Source organism: Azoarcus sp. DN11 (assembly GCF_003628555.1).
Taxonomy (GTDB): Bacteria; Pseudomonadota; Gammaproteobacteria; order Burkholderiales; family Rhodocyclaceae; genus Aromatoleum.
In genome coordinates, this window is record NZ_CP021731.1 from 4,696,188 (window position 1) to 4,709,497 (window position 13,310).

The 13,310-nt window shown below is 57.0% G+C and carries 11 protein-coding genes and 1 pseudogene; 7 read left to right on the plus strand and 5 right to left on the minus strand.

The window, feature by feature from the left end:
- Positions 1–20: 20 nt before the first annotated feature.
- The gene (locus CDA09_RS21860) at positions 21–1,358 is read right to left on the minus strand and encodes a 2-hydroxyacyl-CoA dehydratase subunit D (protein ID WP_050417925.1); all 1,338 of its coding nucleotides are present in this window, start codon (positions 1,356–1,358) and stop codon (positions 21–23) included.
- A 543-nt stretch (positions 1,359–1,901) separates the two neighbouring features.
- Between CDA09_RS21860 and CDA09_RS21865 the strand changes: the two genes are divergently transcribed.
- The 6 genes from CDA09_RS21865 to CDA09_RS21890 all read left to right on the plus strand — a co-directional run bounded on the left by CDA09_RS21865 (position 1,902) and on the right by CDA09_RS21890 (position 8,338).
- On the plus strand, positions 1,902–3,095 hold the full coding sequence (locus tag CDA09_RS21865; protein ID WP_050418513.1) for an ABC transporter substrate-binding protein: 1,194 nt from the start codon (positions 1,902–1,904) through the stop codon (positions 3,093–3,095).
- 104 nt (positions 3,096–3,199) lie between these two features.
- Positions 3,200–4,072: a branched-chain amino acid ABC transporter permease gene (locus tag CDA09_RS21870; RefSeq protein ID WP_050417926.1), complete on the plus strand. Its 873-nt coding sequence runs from the start codon at positions 3,200–3,202 to the stop codon at positions 4,070–4,072.
- Position 4,073: 1 nt separating this feature from the next.
- Positions 4,074–5,063 (plus strand): branched-chain amino acid ABC transporter permease, encoded by a 990-nt coding sequence (locus tag CDA09_RS21875; protein WP_083447181.1) that lies wholly within the window; start codon positions 4,074–4,076, stop codon positions 5,061–5,063.
- Complete coding sequence (locus tag CDA09_RS21880) at positions 5,056–5,832, plus strand: ABC transporter ATP-binding protein (RefSeq protein WP_050417927.1); 777 nt, start codon at positions 5,056–5,058, stop codon at positions 5,830–5,832. The genes CDA09_RS21875 and CDA09_RS21880 overlap by 8 nt, the downstream gene beginning before the upstream one ends.
- Complete coding sequence (locus CDA09_RS21885; RefSeq protein ID WP_050417928.1) at positions 5,813–6,526, plus strand: ABC transporter ATP-binding protein; 714 nt, start codon at positions 5,813–5,815, stop codon at positions 6,524–6,526. The genes CDA09_RS21880 and CDA09_RS21885 overlap by 20 nt, the downstream gene beginning before the upstream one ends.
- Positions 6,527–6,757: 231 nt before the next feature.
- Positions 6,758–8,338: a benzoate-CoA ligase family protein gene (locus CDA09_RS21890; protein WP_050417929.1), complete on the plus strand. Its 1,581-nt coding sequence runs from the start codon at positions 6,758–6,760 to the stop codon at positions 8,336–8,338.
- Positions 8,339–8,546: 208 nt separating this feature from the next.
- On the opposite strand, the gene CDA09_RS21895 is transcribed toward CDA09_RS21890, so the two are convergent.
- The 4 genes and pseudogenes from CDA09_RS21895 to CDA09_RS21910 all read right to left on the minus strand — a co-directional run bounded on the left by CDA09_RS21895 (position 8,547) and on the right by CDA09_RS21910 (position 11,988).
- Entirely contained in the window at positions 8,547–9,191 is a 645-nt protein-coding gene (locus CDA09_RS21895) for a TetR/AcrR family transcriptional regulator (RefSeq protein ID WP_050417930.1), read from the minus strand.
- Between the two features lie 88 nt (positions 9,192–9,279).
- Positions 9,280–9,454, minus strand: a pseudogene (locus CDA09_RS23860) (transposase DNA-binding-containing protein); the annotation flags it as partial.
- Between the two features lie 170 nt (positions 9,455–9,624).
- Positions 9,625–10,281, minus strand: coding sequence for a response regulator transcription factor (locus CDA09_RS21905; RefSeq protein WP_050417931.1), 657 nt, complete (start codon positions 10,279–10,281; stop codon positions 9,625–9,627).
- A 69-nt stretch (positions 10,282–10,350) separates the two neighbouring features.
- Positions 10,351–11,988, minus strand: coding sequence for a PAS domain-containing sensor histidine kinase (locus CDA09_RS21910; RefSeq protein WP_050417932.1), 1,638 nt, complete (start codon positions 11,986–11,988; stop codon positions 10,351–10,353).
- A gap of 305 nt (positions 11,989–12,293) precedes the next feature.
- Between CDA09_RS21910 and bssD the strand changes: the two genes are divergently transcribed.
- Positions 12,294–13,292 (plus strand): [benzylsuccinate synthase]-activating enzyme, encoded by a 999-nt coding sequence (gene bssD, locus CDA09_RS21915; RefSeq protein ID WP_050417933.1) that lies wholly within the window; start codon positions 12,294–12,296, stop codon positions 13,290–13,292.
- The last annotated feature ends 18 nt before the right edge of the window (positions 13,293–13,310 follow it).

The following is a 13,310-nucleotide window of genomic DNA, read 5'->3' on the forward strand; positions in this document are numbered from 1 at the left end:
TGACTACTCCATTTCTCTGGTTAGGCGGACGCCGTCTGTTGCTGGCGACGGGAAATGAGACCTTCGAAAAAGGCATCAACGCGATTTCTCATCGGCGCTTCGGCCACCACATCGGGATCAACCAGATCCGACTCGATAAATAGGGTCGGCAGTCCCATTTCGTTCGCAACAATGCGGCGCATGTCCGCCTGGCCGGTAGAAACGGTACGACAACTCTTGACCGGATGGAAAACTACGCCGTCAAGCCCGAGCTCCGGAGCCAGTTTCTTTAGGTTATCGGACTCGTGAAACACGCTATCGGAACCCGACGCATGCATGATCAGTTGCCCTTCCGCGTAGCTGTCGATCGGGTCATTGAGATCGTACTGATAACCGGTCAACGCACCAGTCGAGGCGAAATCGAGGTACGACGAATATACGAATACGCCCCCCCACCTTGAGAACATCTCATTAAATTGCCGATAGATTGGATAGCAAGGTGTGCCGACGAGAGCGAGACGAAAGGTCTGCTTCATCGGCACGGTACCTTCGGTGCTCTTATCCAGCGCGCCAATACCATGCGCGACGCGATATTCTAGCTCTTCGACAAGATCCTTGAAGTACTTACTGGCAACCTCGGTGCCACGCAAGGCGTTGGCAACACCCATGTAAATATTCCCATCCGTCAACGCATTGAACACGGCAGGTTTGTTTCTGTTGAGTTCGAGAACCCGCTTCAAACCAGCGTTTACGTCATTCGAAAACGCGAGAATCTGTCGAAACTTGTCGATGTCGAATTTCTTGCCTGTAATTCTCTCACAAACGCTAATGGCTTCCTCGATCTGCCCCTTAAGGTAGGCTTTTTCGTACTCGAATTTCTGCGTTCCGCGTTTCGGCTTTTCTCCGGCTGAGCGCGTCATCGGATAATCGAGATTAATCATCGGACAGTCATAGGTCCGCTCCCAGATCTCACCCCACTTTATAAATGTATTGCAGTAGTTATTGATCATGCCGATTTTTGGTTTCGGGATTTTCCCCATCGGATGCTCGCCATTTCGGCGCTGAAGTGCTACGCCGATTTTCACATATCCGCAGATGTCAGGCGAATAGCCGTAATCTTCCGCGTCATCGATATAGTCGCGGGAAACATTTCGAAACGCGGTCTGCAGAGAATTGATTTCCGGAAAAGTCGCAGGAATATCGAAGGTCCGAAGAATTTCGATTACATTCCCGGCGATAAAACAGTAGGCGGCTCCCTCTCCTCGCTTGGCGACCTCGGTCAAACTGTCGAACCACTCTCGGAACAAACGTGCGCCATCGTACACTCCTCGTCCGACAAGGACTTTTCCTTCGCCGGTCGTCTGGGTCGCTAAAGTCATTTGACGTTCTCCTCCTCACTTGTTTAATGGAAACGCGCTTCGCCCGCTTTCCGCGTTCACTTCCGCTTTGATACCGTCAGAGCATCGAGAGGCGCAGGCTCCCGCGGCTCTTCCACTCCGCACAACATACCAGCTGCCCAGTATCTAACAGCAAAATCTTGTTGCTGTCAACCGCATTTAGTGCGCCTGTAGGGAGCACATAAACTGTCCGAACTTGTAGCACGTGTCTGATCACAACGTAGAGAGTCACGGAAGGATGAGGTCGTGGAGCACTTACCGTAATACCATCTCCTCGCCATGCGCCGTCCATGCTCTCAAAGGTCCTTTTCCCATTTTCCTCCCTCCGATTTCGAGGTCTTCCGTATCAGTCGTTGACACATACCAGCCAGCCGGTATATGGTAGCCGCATGTGGGGACCGGGGCTGTCAGACCTTTTGTTGGCGAGCTCGCGGAAACGCCGTTTTCCGCAATGACTGAATTTCCCCCGACATAGTGCCGCGCGCAGGGGCGCCGGTGCCCGTCTTCATCGTCCAGGAGGGAGAGATGACTGCACAGAAAAAAACGAGCCGTCGGGATTTTCTCAAGGCAACCGGAATTATCACCGCCGGCACGCTGCTGCCCGCCCACTTTGCCATTGGCAATACCGCCAAGATCAAGGTTGGTCTGATGCTCCCTTACACCGGCACGTTCGCGCCACCGGGCAATAGCATCACCAACGCTTTTAAGTTGTACATCGCCGAACAGGGCGGCAGGCTGGCCGGCCGCGAGGTTGAGTACGTTGTAGTCGACGACGAGTCCGATCCCGCTAAGGCCCCCGAGAATACTCACCGGCTCATCGTGCGTGACAAGGTCGATTTCTTGGTCGGAACCGTGCATTCGGGCGTCGCCATGGGCATGGTGAAGGTGGCGCGCGAAGCAGGCACGATCACCATTATTCCGAACGCCGGTACCGACGCAGCCACTGGCCCCATGTGCGCGCCCAACATTTTCCGTGCCTCGTTCTCCACATATCAGACGGCCTTCCCCATGGGCAAGGTCATGGTCGAACGGGGACACAAGCGCGTGGCCATCATCACATGGAAGTACGCCTTCGGCGAGGAATCCGCACGCGCTTTCAAAGAAGGCTATGAAGCCGCGGGGGGCAAGATCGTCAAGGAAATGTTCCTGCCTTTCCCCAACGTCGAGTTCCAGGCGTATCTCACTGAAATCGCGGCCCTCAAACCCGACGCGGTGTTCGTATTTTTCGCTGGTGCGGGCGCAGTAAAGTTCGTCAAGGACTACGCCGCGGCGGGACTCAAGAACACCATTCCCCTCTACGGTTCAGGATTCCTTACCGACGGAACACTCGCCGCCCAAGGCGACTCAGCCGAGGGAGTCCATACCACGTTGCACTACGCCGACGACTTGGGGACTCCACGCGACAATGCTTTCCGCGTGGCCTACAGGAAGGCCTACGGATACGATCCCGACGTGTACGCGGTGCAGGGTTACGACACCGCGCAACTGCTGGCGGCTGGCCTCGACCCAGTCAAGGGCGACGCGGGCGCAAGAGCGGAGATCATCGCGGCCATGGAAAAGGCCACGATCGACAGCCCACGCGGCAAGTTTACGATGTCCAGAGCGCATAACCCGATCCAGGACATCTATCTGCGCAAGGTCGAGGGGGGGCAGAACCGGGTGGTGGGGATAGCGGCCAAGGCTCTCGCCGACCCGGTACGCGGTTGCAAGATGGCATGACGCCATCACCCCGGATTCCGATCCGGGCACGTGACGCCCCCGGCGGCGCGGTCGCCGGGGGCGCTGACCACGAGGCTCCGTGCCTCATCAAAGGATGCGCGGAAATGGATGTCTACACGTTTCTGATCCAGGTACTGAATGGGCTGCAGTATGGGCTACTGCTGTTTCTGGTGGCCAGCGGGCTGACCATGATCTTCGGCATCATGGGTATCATCAACCTCGCCCATGGCAGCTTTTACATGATCGGCGCCTACCTTGCATGGGCGTTCGCTGCCGCGACAGGCAGCCTGTTCAGTGCCATTCTCTTGGGGCTTGTGGTAAGTACCCTGATAGGGGTGATCCTCGAGTGGACCGTTTTCCGGCGGCTCTACCACCGTGACCACCTCTACCAGGTGTTACTCACCTTCGGACTCATCATGATCTTCGAAGAGTTGCGCAGCATGACCTTCGGTGATGATGTGCACAGCGTGGCAATCCCCGCCGTGTTCAGTGCGGCGATCCCACTCACGGACACCCTAAGCTATCCGGTCTATCGGCTGGTGATTTCGGCAACCTGCCTAGTAGTCGCCATGCTGATCTACTGGCTCATCCAACACACCAGACTAGGCATGATGATCCGCGCCGGTGCATCCAACCGGGAAATGGTCCAAGTGCTGGGAATCGACATCAAACTCGTTTACACGCTTGTGTTCGCTCTGGGGCTCGCCCTAGCGGCCTTCGCCGGCATGATCGCCGCACCTATCTCTACCGTTTACCCGAACATGGGGGGGCAGATCCTGATCATCTCCTTCGTTGTGGTAGTCGTCGGCGGCATCGGCTCGGTCAAGGGGACACTACTTGCGGCACTGATGATTGGCATGGCCGACACGTTTGGCAAGATCGTATTACCCCAGATCGCCAGCATGTCCGCATACCTGCTAATGGCCGCCGTTCTTCTGTGGCGCCCCCGAGGCTTGTTTGCTGTGGGCGGGCGCTGACATGACTCAACAGTTGCGACGCTTCTTTCTGTTTTCCGCTGTGGCGGGGCTCGCAATCTATCCTCTCTACGGGGGCGAGTTCTATATCCAGCTTCTGACCAAGATCATGGTCATGGCTGTCTTCGCCATGAGCCTCGACCTGTTGGTGGGCTACGCCGGCTTGGTCAGCCTCGGTCACGCCGCATTCTTCGGTGTCGCCGGCTACGTTGCAGCCTTGCTTATGCCCCAATACGAGGCGGGCAATGTGTGGCTGACGCTGCCCGCCGCCCTGTGTGCCGCCACATTACTCGCGCTTGTCGTTGGCGCTCTGGCGCTGAGAACGTCGGGCGTGTACTTCATCATGGTGACGCTGGCGTTAGCCCAGATGCTCTATTACTTTGTCCACGACGCAGAGTTCGCCGGCGGATCGGATGGCATGCTCATCATGTTGAAGCCCGAAGCGGTGATATTCGGATGGAAGCCCTTCGACCTCAACAGTCCGGCCCACTTCTACTACGTGGTTCTGGCAGTGATGCTTGGAGTCTACTTTCTGTTGCGGGCTGTGCTGCGATCGAGCTTTGGCCACGCCTTGGCAGGCATCAAGTCCAACGAGCACCGCATGCGTTCGCTGGGTTTTCCGGTCTATCGTTACAAGCTCGCCGCCTTTACCCTCGCCGGCACCGTGGCCGGCTTGGCCGGCTATCTGGGCGCGCTGCAGTTCGGCTTCGTCAACCCGGAGTTGCTGGGCTGGCACCAGTCGGGCAACGTCCTGATGATGGTGATCCTGGGCGGCATGGGTAGCCTCACGGGGCCTGTCACGGGAGCGTTCACCCTAGTGCTGCTTCAAGAGTTCTTAACCGGCCTCACCAAGCATTGGCAAGTCCTGATGGGCAGCTTCATCGTGCTGGTTGCGTTGATGCTTCCCCATGGCCTGAGTGGCTTTTCCCTTACACGATACCGATTGAGGGCGCACACCGATACTCGAACCACACCGGAAAAGGACCATGTCTGAACCCATTCTTCGCACCACCGAGTTGACCAAGCACTTTGGTGGGCTTGCCGCAGTCAACCAAGTGTCCCTCGACTTTTACGCGGGGCAAGTGCACGCGCTGCTCGGCCCCAATGGGGCGGGCAAGTCCACCTTCATCAACCTTCTCTCGGGCGATCTAAAGCCAAGCGGTGGAGAAGTGAGCCTGGCCGGGTGCGCGATCGAGGGACTGTCTCCGGAGAAAATTTCGCGCATGGGCGTGGGGCGAACCTACCAGAAGACGAATATCTTTCCCGCATTTACGGTATTCGAGAACGCGCGCCTTGCTGCCCAGTCGCGCCGCCCGCATGCGTTTCACCTGTTCCGCCACGCACTCGCTTGTGGCGACACCTTGGAACTGGCCGAGAAGGTGCTTGCCATGGGGGAGCTGACACACCGCAGGAATGACATGGCAGCCATACTGTCCCATGGCGAGCAGCGCCAACTCGAAATCGCCATGGCGCTCGCCACTGAACCCCAGGTGCTATTGCTTGATGAACCCTTGGCCGGAATGGGGGCCACGGAGTCGGCGGCCATGGTGCGGTTGCTCAAGAAACTCGCAGAGGATCACGCGATTTTACTGGTCGAACACGACATGGATGCCGTGTTTGCGGTCGCCGATGTCGTGACTGTCATGGTCAACGGCACAGTGCTGGAGTCGGGCAGCCCCGGGGCAATCCGTGCGAGTGCCGCCGTTCAGGAAGCCTATCTCGGTGCAGAGGAGGATGAGAGCCATGAACCACTCGTTGCTTGAAGCTCGCGGGATCCATACTTATTATGGCGCTAGTCACATCCTCCGTGGCATTGACTTTACGGTGCGCCGCGGCGAGACGGTCGGTCTAATGGGCCGAAACGGCATGGGTAAAACAACGCTGTTGAAGACGCTGATGGGGGTCGTGCCCTCGCACAAGGGCGAGATCCGGATCAACGGTCACGTCACTACCCGCTCCCAGCCGTGTCGAATTGCTCGCCACGGCGTCGCATACGTGCCGGAGGGGCGGGGAATTTTCCCTAACCTCTCGGTGCGCGAGAATCTCGTCATGGCAGCCCGGCCCGGCGTGGGCGGTCGGCGGGACTGGACCTTCGAGCGTGCACTGAAAACTTTCCCGCGTCTTGGTGAACGGCTAGGCCATGGCGGCGGACAGCTTTCGGGCGGCGAGCAGCAGATGCTGACCATCGGCCGCGCATTGATGACCAATCCGGACCTGCTCATTCTCGACGAGGCTACCGAAGGGTTAGCGCCAATCATCTGCCGCGAGATCTGGACTGTAATTGGTGCCATCAGGGACACCGGTATCGCCACGATCATCGTCGACAAGAACTTTCGCGCCATCTCGTCGATCACCGATCGCAATGTAATTCTGGTGAAAGGCAACGTGGTGTTCGAGGGCGACCGCGAGGCGCTACGGTCGCAACCGGAAGTGTTGAAAAATTTTCTCGGCGTTTGAGGCCCCGCCCAAGTTTTCATTATCTCTAGTACCGGCAAAGAAGGGCCAAACAGATCTATTGCATACTATCCGGTTAGTACGTCTTTTGACCAATTGATCTACACGAGGGGAAACCATGTTCGAGAATTTCAACCATAGTGCTCTGCGTCTTGGAGCGCCAGGCGCTTTAGCGCAGCGTTTGCTGCCGAAGCATCAGGGTCACTATGTTGATGCGCATTGAGGAAACCGACCATGCGACAAGTGCGTATTAACCAAGGCAACAATGGTCCGGAGCTGCAATTCCCACACACCTTCAATGTGGCAAGTGCCTTGATCGATCGCCATCTGGACGAGGGACGGGGAAAAAAGACTGCGATCCTTACCGTCGATGAAACTGTCAATTACGAAACTCTCGTCACGAACGTCAACCGGTACGGCAACGCCTTGAAAAAAATCGGTTTGCTCGCGGGAGACCGGGTGCTGATGGTCATCAAGGATGCGCCGGAATTCTACTACGTGTTCTGGGGATGCATCAAAACGGGGATCATCCCGGTGCCCCTTAACACCATGCTGACATCGGAAGACTACAAGTTCATCATTGCCGATTCGGGCGCGAATGTGCTGGTGTATTCCGAAGAGTTCAAAGACCAGATCACCGCTGCGATCATGGCCGAAACTCCGCTGCAGCATGTATTACCGGCGCGTCACGTTGCCGGAAGTCTGGCCGAACTGGCGCGCGATGAGTCACCAACGCTGGCCGCAAGTCCGGCTGCTGCGGATGACGATTGTTTTTGGCTGTATTCCTCCGGAACCACTGGCCGGCCGAAGGGAGTGGTCCACGCCCACCGCGATATTGTCGCCACCAGTCAGCTCTATAACGTCGGAATTCTCGGTGGAAACGTGAGCGATATCTATTACTCGATCCCCAGGCTTTTCTTCGCCTACGGACTGGGGTGCGGCATGACGTTCCCGCTTTGGGTCGGCGGCACAGCAGTGCTTGACGCCCGTCGTCCCCTGCCGCCGATTACCGCCGAGCTTTTCGCCCGATTCAAGCCGACCATTTTCGCCGCGGTGCCGACCTACTTCTCTGCATTGCTGGCTTCATCCCTGTTGAAGTCGGAACACGTGGTGACGCTGCGTCGCTGCGTTTCCGGCGGTGAAGCGTTGCCTGAAGAATTGCAGCGACGCTGGAGGCAAATCGCACCCGCACCCATCACCGATGGCATCGGCTCGACAGAAGCCCTCCATATCTATATATCAAACACAATCGACGACATTCGTCCCAATTCCAGCGGTCGTGCAGTTCCCGGCTACCAACTGCGAATTATTGACGAAAACGGAGATGCAATTCTCGACGACAGCCCCGGTCGCCTGTTGGTCAAGGGGCCATCGGTGACCCGGCGCTACTGGAACAATCCGGCGAAAACTGCATCCTCGATTGTCGATGGCTGGCTCGATACCGGCGATACCTATTACCGCGATAGCGATGGCTATTATTACTACTGCGGACGTAATGATGACATGCTCAAAGTCGGGGGAATCTGGGTATCTCCATTCGAGATCGAAGCGGCCCTGATTTCCCATCCGGACGTACTCGAGGCGGCGGTAACCGGTCGGGCGGACGATGCGGGTCTCATCAAGCCCGAGGCATGGATCGTACTCAAGATTGCGGCATACGCCGGAGAACTGCTTGCCGAGGATATCCGAACTCTCTGCAAGACCGCCCTCGCGCCATACAAGTATCCCCGATGGATCCATTTTGTTGATGAGTTGCCGAAGACCGCGACTGGCAAGATCCAGCGCTTTAAGCTCAGAAATGCGGCTCATGACTGATCCCGCAGGCAACTCAACAGCAAGCGCTCCACGAACCCCATCCTTACGTAGCCACGGGTGAGCCCATTCCATTACACACATCTCAAAGCTCACCGAGCTCACGGGAGTGACGCAGGCCCGCGGCGAAGTCGGTGACGCGCTGTAATCCGAGCCAGAGGGACATGCGTCCAACCGAAATCCCGCTCTCGGCGGGCAAACGCCTCACATTTCAGAATGTCGGATTTTTGCAGGAGCCTCTATCCACAATCAAGCCATTGAGAAGTACCGATCTCAATGCTTTGGTAAGGGTCTTTCCCGTTAGTTCGTTCGGCCTCCGATACCATTCAATGAGTACTCCGTCATGGGCCGCCATCACGATTGATGCCAGTTCATCACTACCGGAATCGGACCGAAATACACCTTCGGTTTGGCCTTGTGCGATCAACTGTTCGACGTGCCCATACATCCGACGGTAAATGGCCTTAGCCCTTTTCTCAATATCATCTCCGGTACCGGAAAAATCGATGGACACAAGAATAAGCAATAGGACATGCTGCGGCTTAGTCACCCCTAGGAGTGCTTGCATGTTGATGAATTTCACCAGCTTCGCGTCGGCGAGCGGACCCGCGTTCGCCATGTACTCATCGATCGGATCAACAATGTACTTTTCTGCTTCCTCAAGGAGCATCAGCATGATTGCGTCTTTGGTCTTGAAATAGAAATAGATCGCACCCTTGGTCAATCCTGCTCTTGCCGCGATCATGTCGATCGTTGTCGCACGGTAACCATTTTTGACGAAAAGATCGAGCGCACAGCCCAGTATATTCTCGGTACTGGCCTTCCTCTGCTCTTCCTTCTTGTTCAGCTTTCTCATGATGTCTGGAGATGTTCCAATGGATTTGCCTCTCGGCACTTCAGAGAAGGTTGGCAATTTTAAGTGAGAACGCCGCATTCTGAACGTTCGCCAGCCAGTCGACCTCGGGTTGTCCAGAAAGCGGTACGCGGCCACCGTCTCCGCGGATTGGCCAACAACCATTCCATCAGCACCTTCGCCCGCTTGTCCAGTTTCTCGTCACCCAGCGCCATCCCCGAAAATTCCTCCGCCACCCAGGCCTTCGTCGCCAATCGGTCACCCAAACTGTAAGAGTAGACGCATTTTACGCTGAGTTTACAATCGCTTGGTGTAAGTGATTGAAGGTCAATGGATATTTCGGTCGGCGCGTTGGTGGTGAAGAGTTGTGTATAATAATATAAATTACAAGAGTATTTCGTGATGTACGGAATTGATGGATACCTGACTTCGAGCATCACCGCGCGGGCCGGGATGCCCACTTACACTCGAGGCAGTGGCTTTTCGTGAGCATCGACAGTTGAATCAGCTCGCCCAACGAGCGGACGCCCAGCTTGCTCATCAGCCGCCCCCTATGCGCCTCCACGGTTTTGGGGCTGATCCCGAGAAGTCGGGCGATTTCCTTGCTGCTATTTCCATCGACGACGAGATCGAAGATTTCCTTTTCCCTCAGTGAGAGGCTTTCCAGGCAATCACGATATTTGTCGCGCTCACTTTGCTTGCCGATCGCCTCCTTACTCTGAGTCAGCGCAGCATTGACCGCATCAAGCAGATCCTGATTGCGATAGGGCTTCTGCAAGAAATCTATTGCGCCCTTCTTGATCGCCTGCGCGCCCATCTGCGCATCCCCGTATGCCGAGAGAAAAATGATCGGCAAATTGAAGCCGCGCTGGCACAAGATCTCTTGAAGCTGCAGCCCGCTAAGCGCCTGCATTCTCACGTCAAGGATCAGGCAACCGTAGGAACCTGAAATATCCGCGTCGAGAAACGCTTGCGGCGAGTCGTACATCTTCACGTCTAGCGCGATCGAACCAAGCAACCAGCTCAACGAATGGCGGACCGACTCTTCATCATCGACGACGAACACGGTCGGCGAAAGGTTTTCGACCTGCATTGTCTCCTCCTTTGTTCATGGCCTTCGCCGCCCGAGACTCTTCGGTCTTCATGTCGGCGCGGACCTCTCCTACATCGGCAAGGTGAATTGAAACCGTGATCCCCCCCTGCCGATCCTCGAAAACGAAAGCTGCCCGCCGTGCGACTCGACGATCGAGCGGCAGATCGTCAAGCCAATGCCCATCCCATCGGGCTTCGTGGAAAAGTATGGTTCAAACACACGCTTCGCGGACCGCTTCTCCAGGCCCGTGCCGTGGTCCTGGACGAAAACCTTCATCGCCCCACCCTCGCCGACTATCTCGCTTCCGATGACGAGCTTGCGCGCCTCGGATGGCAGGCCCGTCATCGCCTCCATGCCGTTCTTCATCAGGTTGAACAAGACTTGCTGGATCTCTACCTTGCACAGCGGCACCAGCGGTGGATCCTCCAGTAATCGGAGGTCGACACTGACATCATGACGACGGACCTCGAAATTGAGGAACGAGAGCGCATCCTTGATCACCTCGTTGATGTTCTCGGGCTCCTTGTCCGGTTTATGCTTGCAGACGAACTCCTTGACGTGGCGCAGTATCTCGCCCGCTTGCTCGAGATACTTCAGCGCGAACCCCATGGACTCCGAAATCTCCCCCACGCCTTCGACCCGCTCGAGACGGAGCATGCAGCCGTTCAGGTAATTGACCGCCGACACCAGCGGCTGCCCCATCTGGTGCGCGAGGGCGGCCGCCATTTCGGCCATCGAGTTGATCCGGCCGAGCCGCGTGAGCTCCGCGTGGCGCAGCCGTTCGAGCTCTTCGATGCGCTTGCGGTAGGTAATGTCGGTGAAGGCGGCGACGACGAACTGCCGGTCCTTGCGCTCGATCAGCGACGAGCTGACGCTCAGCCAGCGCAGCTTGCGCGCCTTCTCGTCGCGCATCCCGATTTCGATGTTGTTGATCGAATCCTTCTGAAAATCGCGGATCTGCCACGGCAGGCGGTGCCGCGGGATCTCCGTTCCGTCGTGCAGGAAGAAGCGCAGCGGCAGTTTCCGCCAGCTCTCGGGCGAGGCGCGCCGCAAGCCGGCCATCTCCGCGAATTGGCAATTGGCCTCGAGGATGTCGCCCTGCGGATCGGTGATCGAAATCCCGATCGGCAGCATGTGGAAGAGCTTCTGGTATTTCTCGCGATTTTCGTTCGCGGCCTCCTCGGCGCGCTGGCGCGTCGCGACTTCCTCCTCCAGGCTCGCAACGTGCCGGCTAAGCTCCACCGTCCGCTGCTGCACGACGATTTCGAGCTTCTCGACGTCGGCCTTCAATTCATCCTCGATCCGCTTGTGCTCGGAGATGTCCTGCACCACCCAGATACTTCCGAGTTGCAGGTTGCGCGGGTCGAGCAGCGTGCCAGTGACGATGCACCAGATCAAGGTGCCATCCTTCCGAACGAACGGACGCTCGTCCTTGAAAGTGTGCTCGCGCTCGAAAAAATGGCCGTACTTCCGGCCGATTGTCGAAAACGATTCGTCGCTCGGGTAGTGCACCCGGACCGATTGGTTGTCGAGTTCTCCGGGCTCGTATCCGAACAATTCCTCGTATCGTCGGTTACAGCGCTTGATCGTGCGGTTTCGGAGATGGCAGATGGCCACGGGCGTGTTGCGGAAGATCGCCTCGTAGCCGACCGAGACGTCCTCGCCCTGCTCATCGTCGAATTCCACCGCGACCACGTCATTCTTCATGGAGCACTACCTCCTCGCAACCGGCAACCCGGGAACCGGTCTATCTAACCGCGCGCTGGCCCCATTGGCCGCCGATCCGACCCCGTCAACCCTGAGCACTTCCGATTGTGCGCCCGTGACGCAGCGGCCGCACTAGGGACAACCCCTCTTTGCTTAAGTGTTCGCACCAATTGGTCACGTTCGGCGAATGGTGCTTAAATTCAATTCACGGGGCCAGACTCGCGCTGCCGAACCTGACTCCTCCGGTGCATGATACTCGTCTGCTTCCAAAATTGTTTGGTTTGCAATGAACCGCAGAGGCTGTCGTGAGAATTCCTCTTGTTACCGAAATACAGAGGTTCAGCCTGCAGGACGGGCCCGGGATCAGGACGACCATCTTCCTGAAGGGCTGCCCGCTACGTTGCCCGTGGTGCCACAACCCCGAAACCCAGGACGTGAGACAGGAGTTCTACTATTACCCGGCGCGCTGCGTCGGCTGCGGCCGCTGCATGGCCGTCTGCCCCGCGGGAACATCCCGCCTGGTGCACAACTCGGACGGCCGCACGATCGTCGAACTCGACCGCACGGACTGTCAGCGTTGCATGCGTTGCGTCGCCGCCTGCCTGACGGACGCGCGCACCACGGTCGGGCAACGCATGAGCGTCGAGGAAATCCTGCGCGAAGCGCTGTCCGACTCCCCCTTTTACCGCAACAGCGGCGGCGGAGTCACCATCAGCGGTGGCGACCCTCTCTTCCATCCTTCGTTCACATTGGAGCTGGCGCGCAGAATCAAGGAGCGCAACGTCCACGTCGCCATCGAGACTTCCTGCTTTCCCAAGCGTTGGGAGGTTATTCAGCCGCTGCTGGAATTTGTCGATCTGTTCATCGTCGACCTAAAATCGCTGAATCCAAAGAAACATGAAGAAGTCGTTGGTTGGCCACTTCAGCCGATACTCGACAACATCGAGCATCTCATGCGATCCAAGGCCAACATCCGCATCCATATTCCCGTGATCCCTGGATTCAATGATTCCCCCCAGGATTTCGACGACTATATTAGTTATTTGAGTCGCCATACCATGCAGCTGGAGGGTGTCGATATTCTAAATTACCACGTCTATGGAGAAGGAAAATATCGCTCCCTGGGCAGGGAAAAAGAATATCAATATTTAGGTGTGGAAGAGAACCCGCCCGAGAAGGTAGTACCTCTTGTCAAAGGTTTGAAGCTTGCAGGCATCAAGAACGTAACGATTGGCGGTTTGGTTGGCATCACGGCGGACAAAGACGAGACTGATCGCGATGCCGCCACAAGGTGTATTACATAAACAATAGGAGACTCATCT

What these genes read in the sequence shown, in the direction of transcription:
- CDA09_RS21860 (WP_050417925.1), bottom strand. Translation starts at nt 1,358, where the DNA reads ATGACTTTAGCGACCCAGACGACCGGCGAAGGAAAAGTCCTTGTCGGA.
- CDA09_RS21865 (WP_050418513.1), top strand. Translation starts at nt 1,902, where the DNA reads ATGACTGCACAGAAAAAAACGAGCCGTCGGGATTTTCTCAAGGCAACC.
- CDA09_RS21870 (WP_050417926.1), top strand. Translation starts at nt 3,200, where the DNA reads ATGGATGTCTACACGTTTCTGATCCAGGTACTGAATGGGCTGCAGTAT.
- CDA09_RS21875 (WP_083447181.1), top strand. Translation starts at nt 4,074, where the DNA reads ATGACTCAACAGTTGCGACGCTTCTTTCTGTTTTCCGCTGTGGCGGGG.
- CDA09_RS21880 (WP_050417927.1), top strand. Translation starts at nt 5,056, where the DNA reads ATGTCTGAACCCATTCTTCGCACCACCGAGTTGACCAAGCACTTTGGT.
- CDA09_RS21885 (WP_050417928.1), top strand. Translation starts at nt 5,813, where the DNA reads ATGAACCACTCGTTGCTTGAAGCTCGCGGGATCCATACTTATTATGGC.
- CDA09_RS21890 (WP_050417929.1), top strand. Translation starts at nt 6,758, where the DNA reads ATGCGACAAGTGCGTATTAACCAAGGCAACAATGGTCCGGAGCTGCAA.
- CDA09_RS21895 (WP_050417930.1), bottom strand. Translation starts at nt 9,191, where the DNA reads ATGAGAAAGCTGAACAAGAAGGAAGAGCAGAGGAAGGCCAGTACCGAG.
- CDA09_RS21905 (WP_050417931.1), bottom strand. Translation starts at nt 10,281, where the DNA reads ATGCAGGTCGAAAACCTTTCGCCGACCGTGTTCGTCGTCGATGATGAA.
- CDA09_RS21910 (WP_050417932.1), bottom strand. Translation starts at nt 11,988, where the DNA reads ATGAAGAATGACGTGGTCGCGGTGGAATTCGACGATGAGCAGGGCGAG.